This window comes from Jejubacter calystegiae (genome assembly GCF_005671395.1).
Taxonomy (GTDB): domain Bacteria; phylum Pseudomonadota; class Gammaproteobacteria; order Enterobacterales; family Enterobacteriaceae; genus Jejubacter; species Jejubacter calystegiae.
Window position 1 is genome coordinate 1,046,806 of the sequence record NZ_CP040428.1, and the last position, 18,548, is coordinate 1,065,353.

22 protein-coding genes are annotated in these 18,548 nt (G+C 55.4%); 1 reads left to right on the plus strand and 21 read right to left on the minus strand.

The annotated features are described in order from the left end of the window. Position 1 precedes the first annotated feature (1 nt). From fliQ to fliF, 12 genes are all read right to left on the minus strand, one after another. On the minus strand, positions 2-271 hold the full coding sequence (gene fliQ / locus FEM41_RS04845) for a flagellar biosynthesis protein FliQ (RefSeq protein WP_138094914.1): 270 nt from the start codon (positions 269-271) through the stop codon (positions 2-4). A 15-nt stretch (positions 272-286) separates the two neighbouring features. After that, entirely contained in the window at positions 287-1,048 is a 762-nt protein-coding gene (fliP, locus tag FEM41_RS04850) for a flagellar type III secretion system pore protein FliP (protein WP_138094915.1), read from the minus strand. Further along, positions 1,045-1,446, minus strand: a complete 402-nt coding sequence (fliO, locus tag FEM41_RS04855) for a flagellar biosynthetic protein FliO (RefSeq protein WP_138094916.1) — start codon at positions 1,444-1,446, stop codon at positions 1,045-1,047. The genes fliP and fliO overlap by 4 nt, the downstream gene beginning before the upstream one ends. Then, complete coding sequence (gene fliN, locus FEM41_RS04860) at positions 1,446-1,850, minus strand: flagellar motor switch protein FliN (RefSeq protein WP_138094917.1); 405 nt, start codon at positions 1,848-1,850, stop codon at positions 1,446-1,448. The genes fliO and fliN overlap by 1 nt, the downstream gene beginning before the upstream one ends. Beyond that, positions 1,843-2,859 carry a flagellar motor switch protein FliM gene (gene fliM, locus FEM41_RS04865; RefSeq protein WP_138094918.1) on the minus strand — a complete coding sequence of 339 codons (1,017 nt, stop codon included), beginning with the start codon at positions 2,857-2,859 and terminating at the stop codon, positions 1,843-1,845. The genes fliN and fliM overlap by 8 nt, the downstream gene beginning before the upstream one ends. A 5-nt stretch (positions 2,860-2,864) precedes the next feature. Further along, the gene (gene fliL, locus FEM41_RS04870; protein WP_138094919.1) at positions 2,865-3,356 is read right to left on the minus strand and encodes a flagellar basal body-associated protein FliL; all 492 of its coding nucleotides are present in this window, start codon (positions 3,354-3,356) and stop codon (positions 2,865-2,867) included. A gap of 155 nt (positions 3,357-3,511) precedes the next feature. Next, the gene (locus tag FEM41_RS04875) at positions 3,512-4,720 is read right to left on the minus strand and encodes a flagellar hook-length control protein FliK (protein WP_138094920.1); all 1,209 of its coding nucleotides are present in this window, start codon (positions 4,718-4,720) and stop codon (positions 3,512-3,514) included. Beyond that, positions 4,717-5,166: a flagellar export protein FliJ gene (gene fliJ, locus FEM41_RS04880; protein ID WP_138094921.1), complete on the minus strand. Its 450-nt coding sequence runs from the start codon at positions 5,164-5,166 to the stop codon at positions 4,717-4,719. Before fliJ ends, FEM41_RS04875 begins: the two co-directional genes overlap by 4 nt. Before the next feature lie 14 nt (positions 5,167-5,180). Beyond that, positions 5,181-6,557, minus strand: a complete 1,377-nt coding sequence (gene fliI / locus FEM41_RS04885) for a flagellar protein export ATPase FliI (RefSeq protein WP_138094922.1) — start codon at positions 6,555-6,557, stop codon at positions 5,181-5,183. Further along, positions 6,554-7,264 (minus strand): flagellar assembly protein FliH, encoded by a 711-nt coding sequence (fliH, locus tag FEM41_RS04890; protein ID WP_138094923.1) that lies wholly within the window; start codon positions 7,262-7,264, stop codon positions 6,554-6,556. The genes fliI and fliH overlap by 4 nt, the downstream gene beginning before the upstream one ends. Continuing rightward, entirely contained in the window at positions 7,257-8,243 is a 987-nt protein-coding gene (gene fliG / locus FEM41_RS04895; protein ID WP_138094924.1) for a flagellar motor switch protein FliG, read from the minus strand. The genes fliH and fliG overlap by 8 nt, the downstream gene beginning before the upstream one ends. A gap of 3 nt (positions 8,244-8,246) precedes the next feature. After that, on the minus strand, positions 8,247-9,971 hold the full coding sequence (fliF, locus tag FEM41_RS04900; protein WP_138094925.1) for a flagellar basal-body MS-ring/collar protein FliF: 1,725 nt from the start codon (positions 9,969-9,971) through the stop codon (positions 8,247-8,249). A 271-nt stretch (positions 9,972-10,242) separates the two neighbouring features. Here fliF and fliE point away from each other — a divergent pair, with 271 nt between their 5' ends. Then, the gene (gene fliE, locus FEM41_RS04905; RefSeq protein ID WP_138094926.1) at positions 10,243-10,584 is read left to right on the plus strand and encodes a flagellar hook-basal body complex protein FliE; all 342 of its coding nucleotides are present in this window, start codon (positions 10,243-10,245) and stop codon (positions 10,582-10,584) included. A 303-nt stretch (positions 10,585-10,887) separates the two neighbouring features. On the opposite strand, the gene cheW is transcribed toward fliE, so the two are convergent. From cheW to flgA, 9 genes are all read right to left on the minus strand, one after another. Next, positions 10,888-11,403, minus strand: coding sequence for a chemotaxis protein CheW (gene cheW / locus FEM41_RS04910; protein WP_138094927.1), 516 nt, complete (start codon positions 11,401-11,403; stop codon positions 10,888-10,890). 26 nt (positions 11,404-11,429) lie between these two features. After that, positions 11,430-13,421 (minus strand): chemotaxis protein CheA, encoded by a 1,992-nt coding sequence (cheA, locus tag FEM41_RS04915; RefSeq protein ID WP_138094928.1) that lies wholly within the window; start codon positions 13,419-13,421, stop codon positions 11,430-11,432. Between the two features lie 28 nt (positions 13,422-13,449). Beyond that, positions 13,450-14,361 carry a flagellar motor protein MotB gene (gene motB / locus FEM41_RS04920; RefSeq protein WP_138094929.1) on the minus strand — a complete coding sequence of 304 codons (912 nt, stop codon included), beginning with the start codon at positions 14,359-14,361 and terminating at the stop codon, positions 13,450-13,452. 6 nt (positions 14,362-14,367) lie between these two features. Then, positions 14,368-15,243, minus strand: a complete 876-nt coding sequence (gene motA / locus FEM41_RS04925; RefSeq protein ID WP_138094930.1) for a flagellar motor stator protein MotA — start codon at positions 15,241-15,243, stop codon at positions 14,368-14,370. A gap of 57 nt (positions 15,244-15,300) precedes the next feature. Beyond that, positions 15,301-15,936 carry a flagellar transcriptional regulator FlhC gene (flhC, locus tag FEM41_RS04930; RefSeq protein WP_138094931.1) on the minus strand — a complete coding sequence of 212 codons (636 nt, stop codon included), beginning with the start codon at positions 15,934-15,936 and terminating at the stop codon, positions 15,301-15,303. 1 nt (position 15,937) lies between these two features. After that, positions 15,938-16,288 carry a flagellar transcriptional regulator FlhD gene (gene flhD / locus FEM41_RS04935; protein WP_421804986.1) on the minus strand — a complete coding sequence of 117 codons (351 nt, stop codon included), beginning with the start codon at positions 16,286-16,288 and terminating at the stop codon, positions 15,938-15,940. A gap of 656 nt (positions 16,289-16,944) precedes the next feature. Continuing rightward, the gene (locus FEM41_RS04940; protein ID WP_138094933.1) at positions 16,945-17,388 is read right to left on the minus strand and encodes a flagella synthesis protein FlgN; all 444 of its coding nucleotides are present in this window, start codon (positions 17,386-17,388) and stop codon (positions 16,945-16,947) included. 21 nt (positions 17,389-17,409) lie between these two features. After that, the gene (gene flgM, locus FEM41_RS04945) at positions 17,410-17,703 is read right to left on the minus strand and encodes a flagellar biosynthesis anti-sigma factor FlgM (RefSeq protein ID WP_138094934.1); all 294 of its coding nucleotides are present in this window, start codon (positions 17,701-17,703) and stop codon (positions 17,410-17,412) included. Positions 17,704-17,813: 110 nt separating this feature from the next. Next, positions 17,814-18,506, minus strand: a complete 693-nt coding sequence (flgA, locus tag FEM41_RS04950) for a flagellar basal body P-ring formation chaperone FlgA (protein WP_138094935.1) — start codon at positions 18,504-18,506, stop codon at positions 17,814-17,816. Between the last annotated feature and the right edge of the window lie 42 nt (positions 18,507-18,548).

Below are 18,548 nucleotides of genomic sequence, written 5' to 3' on the forward strand. Positions count from 1 at the left end.
GTCAGCCAATAATGTACGGCAGGCTGTTAAACAGCGTGCGCATATAGTCCAGGAACATATTCATCAGGGTCGGACCGGCGAGCACCACGGTCAACGCAACGGCCAGAATTTTCGGGATAAACGACAGCGTCATCTCGTTAATCTGGGTCGATGCCTGGAGGATACTGACCACCAGGCCGGTAATCAGGGCGGCAATCAGCAACGGTGACGCCATAGAGAATCCGATGCGCATAGCCTGATAGCCGAGCGCCATAACGCTTTCAGGAGTCATAGCATGTCCTCGTGATTAACTGAAAAAGCTCTGGGCGAGCGAACCGGTCAATAGCTGCCAGCCATCCACCAGAACGAACAGCATCAATTTGAAGGGCAGCGAAATACCGGCTGGCGGCACCATCATCATCCCCAGCGCCATCAGCACGCTGGCGATCACCAGGTCGATAATCAAAAATGGTATAAAGATGGTAAAGCCTATCTGGAATGCGGTTTTCAGCTCGCTGGTAACAAACGCCGGCAGCAGAACGCGCATCGGTACATCTTCCGGCCCCTGAAATCCATTCTCTTTCGCCAGCCGGGCATAGAGCGCCAGGTCGGTTTCCCGGGTCTGGTTTAGCATAAATTCACGCAGCGGACTGGCCGCACGATCGAGGGCGGTTTCCATATTAATTTTATCTTCGGACAGCGGCAGGTAAGCGTCCTGATACACCTTGTCGAAAACCGGCGACATCACGAAAAAGGTTAAGAATAGCGCCAGTCCCAGCAGCACCTGGTTCGGCGGGGACGACGGCGTGCCCAGGGCGTTACGCAGCAGACCCAGCACGATAATAATGCGGGTAAAACCGGTCATCATCAGCAGCACCGCGGGCAGGAAGGTCAGCGACGTCAGCAGGACCAGCGTCTGCACCGGCAGTGACCAGCTTTCGCCGCCGCCGGGCAGCGGTCGGCTAATCACGATTCCCGCATCAGCGGCCAGCGCGCTCTGTACAGGCAGCAATATCAGAAACGCCAGCGCCAGCAGCGGCATCAGACGACGGTTCAGGGTAAAGCTCATTGCGGTGACTCCGGTTTACGACCCTTCTTCAGCAGCGCCCCCAGCGCCGCCTGAAAATCCACGACGGCTTTGCCGGTTTCCGGTTCGCCGTCCGCCGCCCGAGCGTCCAGGGTATGCAGATGCGTCACCTGCTCCGCCGTTACGCCCAGCACCAGCCACTTGCCTTCAATCTCTACCACCGCCACCTGCGCCTTCTGTCCCAGCGAGCACTGACTCTTAACGCTCAGCAGCCGCTGACCGGGGTGCTTCAGCGAGGTCAGGTTAAACCGGCGCACCAGCCAGGCGATGGCCAGAATAAACAACAGGATAAAACAGAGTGCCCCGCCGACGTTCACCATCAGTGAAGCCGGCGTGGTCACAGGCGCCGATGGCGCCGGGATGGAAACCTGATTTTTCATCAGCGGCTCAGACGGCGCATACGTTCGGAAGGCGTGATGATATCGGTAATGCGGATGCCGAATTTATCGGACACCACCACCACTTCGCCCTGGGCTATCAGGTAACCGTTGATCAGAATATCCAGCGGCTCACCGGCCAGACCGTCAAGAGACACCACTGAGCCCTGACTCAGGCGCAGTAGCTCTTTGATAGTCATCTTGGTGCGCCCCAGTTCCACCGTCATTTTGACGGGAATATCCATAATCAGATCGAGATCGGCGGACAGATTCATCTGCGGGCTTTCTTTATCCAGGGCCTGGAAAACGGCGCTGCTTTCAGCGGTGAGCTGCTCGCTCATCGCCTCGCCCCAAAGATCGTCCACAGACTCCTTTTCCGGGCTGGACGGCTGTTGGGTATCATTCATGGGGTAATTCCTCGTCGTTCAGGGACTGTAATGCGGAGTTAAACAGGTGTTCTACCTTCAACGCGTACTGACCATTCAGGCTGCCGTACTTCCCGTACAGCACAGGGACATCATCAACCGTCACTTCGGTGCGTTCTGGCGCGTCGATCGGAATGACATCACCCTCTTTCATCTTAAGCACTCGCGAAAGACGGGTAGGGATCCGGGCGAAGTTCGCGACCAGCTCTACTTCGGACGCTTTCACCTGGGTGGCCAGGGTATCGCGCCACTGTTCGTCTTCCTGACGCGAGTTTTCCAGCGGTGGGCTGGTCAGCAGCTCGCGCAGTGGCTCAATCATGCTAAAAGGGATACAGATCTCAAATTCCCCGCTCTGCGCGCCAATCTCCACGTAAAACGGCGTGGTCACCACAATATCGTTCGGCGACGTGGTGATATTGGTAAACTTCACCTGGATTTCAGCACGTACGTACTCGACATCCAGTTTATAAATGGAGCTCCACGCTTCACTGTAGGCATCCAGCGCCATATTCAGGATGCGCTTGATGATGCGCTGTTCGGTCGGCGTAAATTCACGCCCCTCGACCTTGGTCGGAAAACGCCCGTCGCCGCCAAACAGGTTATCCACGGCCACGAACACCAGATTGGGCGAAAAGACGAACAGCGCCGTACCACGCAATGGGTTCAGGTGCACCAGGTTCAGGTTGGTGGGCACCGGCAGATTACGTGCGAACTCGAGGTACGGTTGAATCTTAATATTGCCGACGGTGACATCCGGGCTGCGGCGTAGCAGGTTGAATAGCCCGATACGAAACTGTCGGGCAAAGCGTTCGTTGATAATCTCCAGAGACTGAAGACGCTCGCGCACCACGCGACGCTGCGTAGTGGGATCATAGGGCGTCACGTTATCGCCCGGCAGAGCAGCGTTCTGGGCAGCGGTATCGTTTTCCGCGCCACTGCCGCCGTTAAGCAGGCGGTCGATTTCGGCCTGGGATAAGATGCTGTCAGACATGGCGTTTACCGCAGGATAAAGGCGTTATACAGCACGTCGGTGACGGCGGCAGTACGGTCAGAAATAGGCTTATTCAGCTCCGTTTTAATCTGATCGCTCAGTGCCGTTTTACCGTCGTTGGTCGCCAGCTGTTCGGCGGTCTGCTGAGAAAGCAGCACCAGCAGGCGGCTGCGAATTTCCGGTAAGAACTCTTCCAGTAGAGCCCGGGAGTTTTCATCGCGCAGACGCAGCGTCAAACCGATATACAGCACGCGATCGGCGTCTTCTTCGGTCGGCTTCAGGCTGACGGTAAAGGTTTCCAGCGGCATATATAGCGGAACCTGACTGACTACGGGCGGCTGTTCTTCGACCCCATTGGCAATCTGTGATTTAACATTTTTCAGCTCATACCAGGTGTAACCGGCGGCGGCACAGGCGCCCAGAGCGATGAGGGCAAACAGAGCAACCCCCAGTCCCCCCTTTTTCTTCTTCTCATCCGCTGAATCTTTCTTTGCCATGGAATTTCTCGATCCTTTCACAACATTAGCGCCAGCCCCGGCGCTAAAACTTCGTCAACAACGCAATAATATGCTGCACATTATCGCAGCAAACTTTTGAAGCAATGGTCCGAATAACACGGGAAAATAGCGCCACATCGACCGTTAAAACGGGATCAGGCAAAGGTGTCCACACCGCCTGGCCGCATGATGGTTCGGGTCTGAACAGTGGTCTGTTCGGCCTCATCCTGGCCGCTACCGCCTGCGCCTGAGCCATTGCCACCCTCGCCGTCACCCCCCTGACGATTTTCACCAGAAGCATCCTGCCAGGGCGCAGCATTATCGGCGCTGACGCTGCTTTGGCTCAGTTCGATACCCGCTTCAGCCAGTGAGGTTCGCAACTGAGGCATAGCTGCTTCCAGCGCGGCGCGCACGTGGTGGTTATCAGAGACAATATGCAACTGGGCCTGCTCCTGGCTCATACGAATATTGAGCTGTAGCGCGCCAAGATCCTGGGGATGCAGCCGCAATTCGGCGTTGTGAATACCGTTGCGGGTAAACATGGCCAGCTGCTGCCCCAGCGCCTGCTGCCAGGCGGCGGAGCCCAGCGGCTGACTAAGGACCGGCGCCGCATTGGTACTGGCGGTCGCCAGCGCGTTGGCGTGGCCCGTAGTGCCCCCTTCCGGCGCCAGACGCAACAGCGCGGCGTTCAGAGGCTGGGTTTCATGCGTGACGCCCGCCTGAGGCAGTGAGGATTCCTGCACCAGCGCCGTCGCGTTGGCTCGGCTGGCCTCGGTCATCTCGGGCTGTACCGCCATTTTGCCCTGGGTCAGCGCATCGTTCACCGGCGCCTGTTCCTGGCCGGAACGGCGCTTTTCAATATTCAACGCCGATGCCACCAGCGCCGGAATATGTCCGCCGGACGACGTAGTAGCGGCACTGATTGACGCCAGCGTGGTTTTGCCTTTACCTTCATCTTCGATCAGGCTTTTAAGCAACGTTGTGGCCTCTTCTCCGGTCACCCCGTCAGCGCTGGCGCTAAGGCGCATAAGCAGCGCGTCTTTCTGCTCCTGCGTCTGCGGCTCCGGGCTATTGGTGAGCTGCGCCAGCCACTGCTGAAGCTGCTGTACCTGCCCACCGTCCAGCGCCGTGCCTTCCGGCAACGTGCCAGATTCCAGCGCATCGCGAATCTGCTGTATCAGTTTTTCAGCCAGCGGCAGCGTATCTGTCGTCATCTCCGGCATAACGTCGGCAACCGTTTCATCGCCAGGCAGCGCCGATGCCAGTTGCAGCGCGAAATCCGCTTCCCCGTTCGCAGTGCGCGCCTCAGGCGAGGAAGCGGCCAGACCCGCCACGCCCATATTCGGTAATGTATTCGGAATCATAAGTTATCCTTCCTCAGGCTCGCGCGCTGCGCATATTCATCCATCAATTTTTGATCCAGCTTGTTCTCTCGCAGCAGCTGGGTTGCCATCGCCCGGTCTCTGAGCGTTTCAAACGCGTTCAGACGCTGCTTTTTCTCCTGCCAGGTTTTCAGCGCCAGACTGACATGATGCTGGCACTGAGCCACATGCTGACGATGGTGCTCAAGGGTTTTGTCCAGGGATGTCATAAACTGTTGATAATTCATCCAGTTCGTTGCCGCCATTCCCTCGGCCGTCATATTGGTATGTAGCCGCTGTCGGTATTCCTGCTCATAGTTAATGAGCTGGTTCAGCTGATCTTCCGCCTGCTGGCAGGCCAGACGCATTTTTCCTAACTGGGTGGTCGCCTCCTGCAAGGCCTCTTCGGCCAGTTCTCGCAAGGTGTCCATTGGGGAAGCGGTCGCCATTTATTCCTCCTGTGTTACCGGGAAGAGAGGTCGGGGAACAGCGCAAACAGCGCCTCGCGTGCCTCTTCATAACTGCTGCGTTCAAGGATGCCCTGCTGTAACCAGGCCTCCAGTTGCGGATAAATCCTGATAGCGTGATCGAGCTGCGGGTCGCTGCCCGCGGCGTAGGCGCCCACGCTTATCAGATCGCGGTTGCGTTGATAGCTGGAGATCAACTGCTTAAAGGTGTTCACCATCTTGTAGTGTTCCGGGGCAATCAGCTCGGTCATGGCGCGGCTGATAGAGGCTTCGACATCGATTGCCGGATAGTGACCGGATTCAGCCAGACGGCGTGACAGCACGATATGGCCGTCGAGGATCGCGCGCGCCGAGTCGGCGATCGGATCCTGTTGATCGTCCCCTTCGGTCAACACGGTATAAAACGCGGTGATCGATCCGCCATCCTGGGTGCCGTTCCCGGCGCGCTCCACCAGCGCGGGGAGCCTGGCGAATACCGAAGGCGGGTAGCCTTTGGTGGCTGGCGGTTCGCCAATGGCCAGCGCGATTTCGCGCTGCGCCATGGCATAACGGGTCAGCGAATCCATGATCAGCAGTACATCCTGTCCGCGATCGCGAAAGTCTTCCGCAATGCGCGTAGCGTAAGCGGCCCCCTGCATACGCAGCAGTGGGGAAACGTCCGCGGGAGCGGCGATGACCACGGCGCGCTTCAGGCCCTCTTCGCCCAAAATATTTTCAATAAAGTCTTTAACTTCGCGCCCGCGTTCACCGATCAGTCCCACGACGATCACATCGGCTTTGGTGTAACGCGCCATCATGCCAAGCAGCACGCTTTTACCCACCCCGGAACCCGCAAACAGGCCCACACGCTGCCCCTTACCAATGGTCAGCATGCCGTTAATGGCGCGTACGCCGGTATCGAGTACGTTATGGATCGGCACCCGCTGAAGCGGGTTAAATGGCGGGGTAATTAGCGGTGCGCGATAGCCGGTATCCGGCGCGGGTTTACCATCAAGCGGCCGGGCGCTGGCATCCAGCACCCGGCCAAGAAGCTCAGGGCCAAGGGGCAACTGCTTACCGGGCGGCAGGCCATTTACCATGCCTGGGGCATAGACGCGGGCGCCGGGCAGAATGCCGTCTACCTGCTCCAGCGGCATCAGATAGAGCATCTGGCCGTTAAAGCCCACCACCTCGCTTTCCACCTGCTCAATGCCCTGGCCGTTATTACGTTCGATAATGCAGTTGGTGCCGATAGGAAGCTGCAGTCCGGTGGCCTCCATGACCAGCCCGGTGGCACGGGTCAGCTTGCCGTACTGACGGTAGGGCGCCAGGTTCTTCATCCGCTTTTCACTACGGCTCAGGGTGCTGAGCCAGCGGTCGAGGCGCGCCGTCATAACAGCGTCTCCTCCTGGGTCAGATGGCACAACGCTTCCCAGCGAGTCCCCAGGGTGGCATCCAGTTCGCCGTCGGTAGAACAAATACGGCAACCGCCGCGTAAGATCTTGCCGTCTGAGTACAGACGCCAGCCGTGATTTTCCAGGGTGCTGCCCAGCTGTTCCTGAACCATCGGATAATCATCCGGGCTGACCCAAAGCTGCGGCTGGCCGTTGAACAGCGTCTCTTCATGCAGCAGCTTACGCACCTGTTCAACCAACGCGCTGGCATCGCACATCGGCGCCTGACCAATGACCTGACGGGCGGCGGTGAGCGCCATCTGCACCAGGCGCGCCGGAATCACTTCATCCAGGCTTTCCATGGTGACGTTAAAGTCCTTCAACAGGCTGGCGAACTGGTCTGTCAGTTCCTGTTGTTCGGCTTTGGCCTGCGCCAGACCCAGTTCGATCCCTTCGGCTTTGCCCTGTTCAAGGCCGCGCTCATAGCCCTGGGCATGACCCTCTTCTTCGCCCTTTTTCAGTCCTTCGTTGTAACCCTGCTGCTGCGCCTGCTGACGCAGACGGTTAAGCTCGGCCAGCTTCTCTTCCGGGCTACTCTCTACGCCTGCCTCGGGAATCGGCGGCAGGCTATCCAGCGACGCAAAGGGAGAACCGAGATCTTCCGGCATCCAGCGGCGCCAGTCGTGCTTCAGACGCCCGTCAGACATACTCGTCCTCGCCACTGCTCAGTACAATCTCGCCGCTTTCCGCCAGGCGGCGCACCACCATCAGAATGCTCTTCTGCTCGGTCTCGACCTGAGACATACGTACCGGGCCGCGGGAACTGAGATCTTCGCTGAGAATCTCGGCCTGGCGACGGGACATATTGCGGAAGAACTTGTCGCGCAGCGGCTGTTCAGCCCCTTTCAGTGCAACGATAAGCGATTCGTTTTCCACATCCTGCAGGATGCGCTGAATGCTGCGATCTTCCATTTCGACCAGGTTTTCGAACAGGAACATTTCGTCGATAATCTTCTGCGCCAGTTCGCCGTCGTATTCGCGAACCGCCTCGATAGCCGCCTCTTCCTGCTGCGATTTCATCAGGTTCAGGATCTCCGCCGCCGGACGGATACCGCCCATCTTACTGCGCTTGATGTTCTGACCATCCAGCAGGTTGTTAAGCACTTCGGTCAGTTCCTGCAGCGCCGCCGGCTGAACGCCGCCAAAGGTCGCGATACGCAGCATGATGTCGTTGCGCTCGCGGTCGTCGAATCGTGCCAGTACGTCCGCCGCCTGGCCGCGTTTGAGATGTACCAGGATGGTCGCGATGATCTGAGGATGCTCTTCGCGGATCAGATCGTACACCATCTGAGGCTCCATGAAGTTCAGGGTTTCGATACCGTTGGTACTGTTCTGAGAATCCAGCAGATCTTCCAGCAGGCTGGAGGCGCGCTCTTCACCCAGCGCCTTCACCAGAACGCTACGCACGTAGTCATTGGTATTTACGCTCAGGGCGGAGAAGTCCGCCGCATCTTTATGGAATTCGCGCAGGACTTCGGCCAGCTGCTCATGGGTAAAGCTGGTCATGTTGACCATCGCGGAGCTGATCTGGGTCACTTCCTGATTGTTGAGGTGTTTAAACACCTCAGCAGCCCGGGCTTCTCCCAGCGTCATCATCAGGATGGCGCTCTTCTCAATCGCATTCATGGGTTATTTCTGCTCTTTACTTAGCCATTGACGGATCACCAAGGCAATCACCTGCGGCTCCTGGTCGGCCATGTTGCGGATGGTCTGGCTGTGCATTTCTGTTTCAGTACGCAACTGGGCACGGGCGTTCTCTTCCTGCTCGGCACGGGTGCTCTGGCGCGGCGCTTCCGGTTTGGCCCGACGGGCTTCTTTATCGGCCTCGATTTGCATGCGCGTCAGTTCACGCTGTTTCTCGAGCTGCGGACGAATGCCCTTACGCCACAGAATCCACGCCACCAGAAGTACTACCAGATAACGCAGGCCAGAGAGCATCAGGTCGATGAAGCGATCCTGCTGCCAGAACGGCAGTTCCACGCTCAGCTCGCTGTTATCGGTGAACGGCGAATTCACTACGCTCAGGTTATCGCCGCGATCGGTTGAGTAGCCCATCGCACCGCGTACCAGCTGATTGATCTGATCCATCTGCGCCTGGCTCAGGGCGACCGGCTTACCTTCTTCGTCATTCTGATAGTTCACCACCACCGCAACGGACAGACGCTCAATATTACCTTTGCCTCGTTTGGTATGGGTCAGCGTGCGGTCCACTTCATAGTTGGCGGTTTCATCGCTGCGATTGCTGTACGGGCCACTCTGGGTCGAGTTGGTGCTTACCGTATTTCCTGCCGCTGCGTTATTGTTGTTATTGTTGTTGGCGCCAGCGTTAGCGTTGTTATTCCCCTGGGCGGGCGGCGTTTCAATCGGCGCGCTCGGCGGTGGTGCGGGCTGGTTGCTTAGCGCTCCCGGCACGCCACCCACGTTGCCCATACCGGCCTGCTGACTCTGGCTGGTCTGGCGGCTGCGCAGCGCCATTTTTTCCGGATTGTTATTAGGCTGATACTGTTCCGCCGTCTGTTCATGGGTCGAAAAGTCAATCTGCGCTGTCACCTGCGCGTGCACGTTCTGGCTGCCGACCACCGGCGCCAGTATTGACTGGATACGCTGCTGATAATCGGCTTCAACTTCGGCGATATACTTAAGCTGCGAGGCATTCAACGACTGTTCATCGCTGCCTGACTGAGTCAGCAGGCGGCCGCTCTGATCCACCACGGTAACGTTACCTACTGGCAGACCCGGTACCGCACTGGAAACCATATAGGCGATAGCATTCACCTGACCGCTATCCATGGTGCGACCCGGATACAGGTTCAGCGTAACGGATGCCGTGGGCTGCTTCTGCTCACGCACAAAAAGAGAGGGTTTAGGAATAGCCAGGTGGACGCGCGCGTTGCGCACCGGCCCCAGAGTTTCCATGGTCCGCGCCAGTTCACCTTCCAGCGCGCGCTGGTAGTTCACCTGTTCGCTGAACTGGCTGATGCCGAACTTCTCTTTATCCAGTAGTTCAAAGCCTATCGCACCACCTTTCGGTAATCCCTGTTGAGCCAGCTTCAGGCGCGCGTCATGTACTTTATCCGCCGGAACCATGATCGCGCCGCCGCTATCGCTAAAGCGATAGGGCACCTTCATCTGTTCAAGCTGAGCAATCACCGCACCGCCATCCTGGTCGCTGATGTTGCTATAAAGGACGCGATAGTCAGGGGAGCGAGCCCAAAGCAGAGCCGCAATAACCACGGCCACCGCCGCTGCTATGGAAACGAGTAAAAGAAGTCTGGGGTTTGCACGAAAACGTTCCAGTTGGGCCATTAGGCCTGCAGTTTTATTCGTGGGTATGCCGTTTGACTGGGCACTCATGCCATATTCCTGCCTGATTATCTAAATGAAGTCATTAACGCGTACTGAATGGGTTACCCGATCCTCAGGGCCACACTCTTTAGCGTCCGGCTTCGGGGTAGACATTATTTGCGATTTGCACCGATATCGATGGGTGAATAAGCCTGCCTTTTTGCCTGCTATTTACCGGTTTTGTTTGCATTCCACTGTGTTATGGTGCGCAACACTGATACAAGCCTGGCGAAACAGGCTAAATAATCAGCGATTCGACAATCTGGTTTAAGGTGAAAATATGGCCGTTCCGGCAATAAATAGTGTTGTTGAAAGCATGCAAGCGCTGGCTGCGCAGGCATCCGGCGGTATTCAGTCGCCAGCCGTTAATCTTAATTCCGCCTTGCAGGAAAAAAGCGAAACCCGCTTTTCCGATGTACTGCTGGATAGCGTGAAGAGCCTGAATGAAGTTCGTAACCAGTCTTCCGCCATGACGGAGAAGTTTATGCTCGGCGCCCCGGACGTGAGCCTGAATGACGTGATGGTCGGGATGCAAAAGTCATCCCTGGCGCTGAACCTGGGTGTGCAGGTGCGTAATAAGCTGGTGAGCGCCTACCAGGAAATTATGAGTATGCCGGTCTGATTGTGAATGGGGAGAGGAGGAAAAGAGGCAATCCGACCCTGGAGCCGCTGATCACCCTCACCCCGTCCCTCTCCCTAAAAGGGAGAGGGGGAAAACCAAAGCTAACATAGTCCCCTCTCTCCTTTGAGATGTACGCTCAAGAAAACCGAAGCTAACATAACCCCCGCTCCCCTTTTAAGATGTACGTTCAGAAAACCGGAGCCAACATCGTTCCCGCTCCCCTTTTGAGATGTACGTTCAGAAAACAGGAGCCAGCATAGTCCCCTCTCCCCTTTGGGGAGAGGGTTAGGTGAGGGGGAAGGGTTACAGCGCAAGCGCGCTGGCATCACCGTGAATCTTATCAACCAGCTCCATCTCTTCACTGCTCAGCAGTTTTTCGATATCGACCAGAATCACCATCCGCTCATCAATGGCCCCCAGCCCCACCAGGTACTCGGTGGACAGCGTCACAGAAAACTCCGGCGCCGGTTTTACCTGTTCGGCGGTCAGGGAAAGGACATCAGAAACGCCATCCACCACAATGCCCACCACCCGCTGGTTCACGTTCAGAACAATCACCACGGTGTTATTGTCGTAGCGGATATTTTCCTGAGCGAATTTGACCCTAAGATCGACGATCGGCACGATAATGCCGCGCAGGTTGGTAACACCTTTAATAAACTCCGGCGTATTGGCGATGCGGGTAACGCGATCGTAACCGCGAATCTCCTGCACCTTAAGAATCTCGATACCGTACTCTTCATTGCCCAGCGCAAAAATCAGGTACTCCTGTCCGAGGTTTTCAACCGCCATCTGGTTGTCTGAAGTCATGCTCATCATGCTGATATCTCCTGGATACGCTGCCGTCACGCAATGACGTCGGCGATACGTTTGTCACGACATAAAAGTGGCAACGCGGCCACATCCACAATCAGGGCTACACTGCCATCCCCCAGAATGGTGGCGGCGGAAATACCGGGAACTTTGCGGTAATTCATCTCCAGGTTTTTGACCACTACCTGGTGCTGCCCAATTAACTGATCGACCAGCAGCGCGTATCGTCTTCCTGCACTCTGCAGAATAACGGCAATTCCCTTGCCCGGTTCAGTCTGGGCATCGCTAATATTCAGCACCTCATGGAGCTGAATCAACGGCAGATACTCTTCGCGCACCTGCAACATCAGTTCGCCGCCTGCCATCGGGTGCAGCGCTTTTTCCTGAGGCTGTAGCGACTCCATCACCGCGTTCAGCGGCAGAATAAAGGTCTCTTCCCCTACCCTGACCGACATCCCGTCAAGGATCGCCAGCGTCAACGGTAGGATAATGCGGATGGTGGAACCCTTATCTTTCTCGGAACGGATTTCCACATAACCGCCCATGTCCTGGATATTTCGCTTCACAACGTCCATACCCACGCCACGGCCGGAAACATCCGTCACCTTTTCCGCAGTAGAGAATCCCGGCGCGAAGATCAGCATCCAGACCTCTTCGTCGCTGATGTTTTCGCTAACGTCCATCCCCTGAGAAACCGCCCTGGCGAGAATTTTTTCCCGGTTAAGACCGGCGCCGTCGTCGATCACTTCGATGACGATGTTGCCCCCCTGATGCTCCGCAGAGAGGATCAGGTTGCCTCGGGCGGATTTGCCCTTCGCCAGGCGGGTTTCGCCATCTTCAATACCGTGGTCGATACTGTTACGCACCAGGTGAGTCAGCGGGTCGATAATGCGTTCGATCAGGCTCTTATCCAGTTCAGCCGAACCACCATGCAGCGTCAGTTCCACCTGCTTTTGCAGCTTGCCAGCCAGATCGCGTACCAGACGCGGGAAGCGACTGAAGACATACTCCATCGGCATCATACGGATGGACATCACCGACTCCTGCAGATCGCGCGCGTTGCGCTCCAGCTGACCGATGCTGTTCAGCAGATCGCCGCTGATCGCCGGGTCGAGCGAAGTAGACAGCTGCGACAGCATGGACTGGGTGATAATTAGCTCGCCGACCTGGTTAATGATCTGGTCAACTTTCTCTACCGCCACGCGGATACTGCTGGACTCCTGGACCGCGCTACGCTGTGGACGGGCCACTGCCGCCGGGGCTTTAGGCTGTACCGCTTCAGGACGCTTTTCCGCGGGTTCGGGCTGCTCGTTTTGCACCACCGTCGGTTTGACCAATTCGGCCGACACCGGCACAGCGGTAATCTGGTCCGGCTCTACGATGAAGCACATCACGGCAACGATATCGTCGGCTGGCGTCTGGGTGTCCAGGGTCGCAATCAGGCTGTCTCCCTGCTGCTGATGCGCCACAACGGCGCCCAGATTGCCCAGTTCTTCAAGCAACAGCGCAGGTTCGTTCTCTTTTAATTTGCTCAGCGTCACCTGCAGGTGAGTATGCTCAGCCGCTGCGTCTACCGGTGCCTGCGGGGCAAGCGCAGAGGGGGTCGCGGTTTCTGGCGCGTTGCCTTCCTTCGCGGCTTTGTTCTCCAGCGCCAGTTCGCGCAACGCCTGACAGATATATTCAAAGCTCGCGCTGTCCGGCTCCTGGGACGATTTATAAGCCTCTAGTTGCTCTTGCATAATATCTTTGGTTTCCAGAAACAGGTTGATGATGTCGCCATTTAGCGCCAGTTCACCACAGCGGGCTTCATCCAACAGGTTTTCCAGCAGGTGCGTGGTCTCCTGCAAAATGCTGAAGCCAAATGTTCCCGCTCCGCCTTTAATCGAATGAGCCGAACGGAAAATCGCATTCATCAACTCCTTATCGGGCGTCTGCGGATCCAGCTCCAGAAGGTGCTGTTCCATATCCGCCAGGAGTTCGTCGGCCTCGTCAAAGAATGTCTGATAAAAATCACTAATATCCATAATCGCTCGCCGCTCTAACGTTCCTGTATTAGGACGCCGGAGGAACCTGTTCCTGAATCTGCTGGATCCCCTGCGGATCCTCCTCGCTCAGGGAGATGTCCCGCGCCTCATTGTTATCTTCATTCAGAATCTCATGTGCTTTTTCTTTGGTCAGAATCAGGATGCTGATTCGACGGTTCGAGGGATCGTCCCCGGGCACGTTTTTCAGATTCATCGCGTCGGCCATCCCCACCACCCGCAGGATCTTATTGGCCTGCAGGCCACCGGCAACCAGCTCACGGCGCGAAGCATTGGCGCGGTCAGCGGAAAGTTCCCAGTTACTGTAGCTACGTTCGCCGTTTGCATAAGGGGCGTCATCGGTATGGCCGGAAAGGCTGATGCTATTGGGGATATCGTTCAGGACCGGTGCAATCGCGTGCAGGATATCCCGCATATAGGGTTCAACCTCTTTGTTGCCGCTACGGAACATGGGCCGCTGCTGGCTATCGATTATCTGAATACGCAGGCCGTCATTCAGTAACTTAATCTTCAGGTTGGGCTGTAGCTCTTTCAGGCGAGGGTCATTTTTAATCAGTTGATCGAGACGCTCACGCACCCGATTCAGACTCTGCATATCCCGCTGGCGGCTGCTATCCGCACGGCGCTTCTGGACCTCTCCCTGGACCTTCATCATATCGTCACCGCCGCCCGGAATGGTGCTGTCGCTCAGGCTGAAGCGATCGCCATTCGACATCGCCGTCTTCAGCGGCATTTGAAAATATTCGGCAATCTGGTGGCGCTCTTCAGGCGTGGAGTTAGACAGCAGCCACATTACCAGGAAAAACGCCATCATCGCGGTCATAAAGTCTGCGTAGGCAATCTTCCACGAGCCGCCGTGATGGCTGTGCCCGTGCGATTTCTTTTTTTTGACGATAATGACGGAACTGTCTTTTTTACTCATGGCCGATTATTCCGTGCTGTTGCCGGCTTTCTTCACCTGGCGTACGTGCTCTTCCAGTTCGGTAAACGACGGACGCTCGGTGGAGTACAGCGTCTTACGGCCGAACTCAACGGAGATTTGCGGAGCATAACCATGGATGCTGGACAGCAGCGTGACCTTGATGCACTGCATCATCTTGATGTTTTCACTGCTCTTCTGGCGCAGCAGCGCCGCCAACGGCAGAATAAAGCCGTAAGCCAGCAGGATCCCCAGGAAAGTCCCCACCATGGCGTGGGCGATCAGCGCCCCCAGTTCGGCGGCCGGGCGATCCGCAGCCGCCAGGGCGTTAACCACCCCCATGACCGCGGCCACAATACCAAATGCGGGGAAAGCGTCGCCGACCTGGTTAAGACTGCTGGCCGGAACTTCGTTTTCGCTTTCGCAGGTTTCGATCTCTTCGTCCATGAGCGCCTCTATTTCGAAGGCATTCAGGTTCCCACTGATCATCAGACGAAGGTAATCGACGATAAACTCCATCAGTTGCTTATCGTCCATCAGGCGGGGATAGGCAGAAAAAATCGCGCTGCTGGCGGGATCTTCAATATCCGCTTCCAGCGACATCATCCCGTTCTGGCGCCCTTTAGCGAGCAGCAGAAACATCAGCGCCATCAGATCCATATACATCTCTTTGGTGTATTTAGACCCACGAAACAGGCGTGGAAACGCTTTCATGGTGGCGCGAATAGCCTTACCGTTATTACCGACCACAAATGCGCCGACACCAGCGCCGCCGATAATCAAAAGTTCAGTGGGCTGGTACAGCGCGCCGAGCTGGCCGCCTGACAGCATAAACCCACCAAAAACACATACAAATACAATGACATAACCGATAAGAACTAGCACACGATTCCCTTAACGATCCGATGCTTAACACAAATGCTTCCCGGGCGTTATGAAGAATTACGCACGCCCCTGAGCGTTGTATCCCTCATTCGCCAGCGCGAGAGAAGCGCTGTGCCACTCATGCTCATCCAGCTTGAGTTGGTGTAAGAGGTTATCGGCCACCTCTTCGGAAAGTTTACTTTTTTTCACCGCCCGGGAAGGCGGGTTGCACAAACTGCACACAAAGTTGTGCTTCGGCTGATAGCTGTAGACGATGAAAGCCCCTTTGCAGCAGGAACATTCGGTGCGATCCAGCATGCCGCTTTCGATAAAACGCAGTAGCGTCCAGGCGCGGGTCAGCCCCAGCACCGGCTCTTCTCCGGGGTTATGCGGCGGGCACTGTTCCAGATACAGGCGGTAGGCCTTAATGATCGCCTCAATCGGACGACACTTATCGGTCTTGAGCAGATACAGATAGATGTTGTAGAACATTGAGGAGTGAATATTCTGCTCCCATGCCATAAACCAGTCGACCGAGAATGGAAGCATGCCTTTCGGCGGCGGCGCTCCCCTTAGTTCCTTGTAAAGTTTTAGAAGGCGTCCCCGACTGAGGCTGGTCTCATTCTCAAGAATCTGCAAACGGGCGCCCAGGGAGATAAGCTCCATAGCCAGCTGAATATCCTGGATTTCACGAAGAATGCTTTTTTCACACATATCATGACAGCCTCTTGGCAGCAGGCATTTCCGGCTCGGTCAACGTACTGAGCAGATCGGTCGACAGCAGAATACCGGCATGAATCTGCTGCAGGCCGTCAATACGCGACTCTTTGGTCAAACGGCCAATGACACCGTCTTCATCAAAGCGCAGTCGGCAAATCACCTGATTGGTGGTCGATAGCTTGATCAGTTGAGAAAGCGAAAGCTCCTTCAGGGTGCTAATTGTTGATTCACTCAACCCCAGCCTGAAACTGGCGGCAGTTTCATCCTCCATGATTAAACGCTGAGCGAGTAACAGGTAAGACAGGTTAATGTTATGGATACTCTGCAGCTGTTTATCGATGTTCATAGGCAATAACTTTCCAAAAGAATAATAGGGCCAGACTATAAAATGCACACGCAAAGTTAACAATGAACAAGCACTGATTAACATATATTAAACATGTGAAATGAATAACAACACTGGCGAACTTTCGGGCTTATTATTGTGATAAGTCCGAGGTTGTTCAATTTTAATTTTGTATATTTTTTACAATAATTGCGTTCTGAGGGAAAAAGTCAGATATGACGCGGCCTGAGAGGAAACCAAAACATAAAAATATAATAACTATAGTGATAATACGGCCAGAAAACGCCTGAAAAAAAGAGGCTTATATGTAATTTTATGTAAGCAAAGGAACATCAAATCCAGAGCAGGCTTTCACTAACTAATTGAAATAAAACAAAATAAATAACAATGCGGTTAAAAATCGCAATGTCATTGCTTTTATTTATCAAAACATCACCTCCATCTATAGGCAAGTTCATAAACGGAGTGTAAACAAATTCAGAAAACCCAGGACAATTCTAATAAGGACGTTTTTATTATCTTATAAATATTATATTGTTAATTATATTTTATAAAATAGTAGATACTAAGATCCTTTATAAACCCTCTATAAACTAATAAAGAAAAATACTCAACAATATAAAAATTAGAATAGGACAAATCTACTCAATAAAAAATCATACATTGATGTTAAAAGAACGGCCGGAAGCGCCAGTGCGTGACTGCCCGTCAGATCCATAGACCATCTGGCCGACGCGAGTCTTATTCATGGCATTCTGTAATTTCCTGACGTTCTCCTGCTGCTTTTCCAGTAACAGACCGCTACGCTGGTTAAGTTCACTAAGGCGTACCGTAAGTTGATGAATCTGTTGCCAGCTGGTCTCCAGCCCCTGGATGCCCGCATAAGGCGCACGTTGGTGATGCAGGGTCTCTTCTTCCTGGCGGCGGGTGTCATAGTGCGCGATCGCGGCCAGCAGGCTGCTCTTTTTATCCGTAACCACCTGAAGCGAGACAGGGTCTATTTGCGAGCCGCTAAGCTGCGTGTTTTCTTCCAGCAGCGTGACCTCCAGCTCGCAGAGTGCCCCGTACATTTTCTCCAGAATGAGCGCTAAGTTTTCCATAATACCTGTGACAATCGTTGATTATTCAAAGAACGCGCTATCGGCAAGCAGCGCATCCGCAATCTTTCCTGCATCCAGATGCAGTTCGCCACGGGCAATGGCATCTTTAATCTGCTCTACGCGCGCCATATCGATATCTTCACTGCCGGCGATCTGGCGTGATGCATCGCTGATGGCAACCTGAACGCCCGGTTTTTCGGTAGTCCCGGTCCTGGCAGGCTGCTGCTCACGAACGCCTTTGGCGTCGTTCATGGTTGACTGAACCGCACCAGTGGTAGCGATGGGTTGGGTCGGCAGTGTGCGCTCAATACTCATAGTTTTCCTCACAATCTCTGTGCCTGACGGCTTATCTTGTAGTTGTTAACTGGGTTATCGGCGGGATAAAACAAAACTTGCGCTTTTTTTTACCCAGATTCACGGCACTGCTACTGCCGCACCACGACATCCCCGTTAACGGCCACATTACCGCTGATGACCTGCCCGGATGCCATACGAATACGTACCGACTCATCCACCGCGGCGTTACTCATGGCCTTCCCCTTACTGCGAATGCGAAAGCCTTCACCGCTCAGGATAACATCCACTTCATCACCGGTTTTAATCCGCCACGATTTACGCAGCTGGCTGGCAATGATCGGCTGACCGGGCCTGAAAGCGCGGGAAGCAACGCTACCCACAATCTCCTGAGGCTGGAACGCCAGACCCGCAGGCAACTTGCTTAACGGGCCGCTACGCGTACCAATTTGCGACCGGGTAATCGCCTCCCCCGCGGGAATAGCCTGTTCGGCGACCCAGTAGCGCCCTTCAGCCTCGACCATCACTTGCAGAAACTGCTTACGTTCACACTGCACCGCCACGCTCATATTGCCCGTTAACCGGTTGCCATCCGGCAGCGTCAGCTTCGGACGCTGGCAGCCTGGCCACTGCGCCCGGGGCGTTTTGATCGTGACCTGATGCCTGATGCCTTTATCAGCGTGGCGCGCATTAAGCTGCGTCTCAATTTGCTCAGCGAGTGCGGAACGCTCCGCGCTCCAGGCCGGTGTACTGCCCGCCAGAGCAAGCGCAACCAGCCCGGACAGGCCAAAAACAGCAATTTGAACGCGCGCAGATAACGACATCACAGCCCCCAGGTTAACCCATCGTCGGCGATACGACGACAA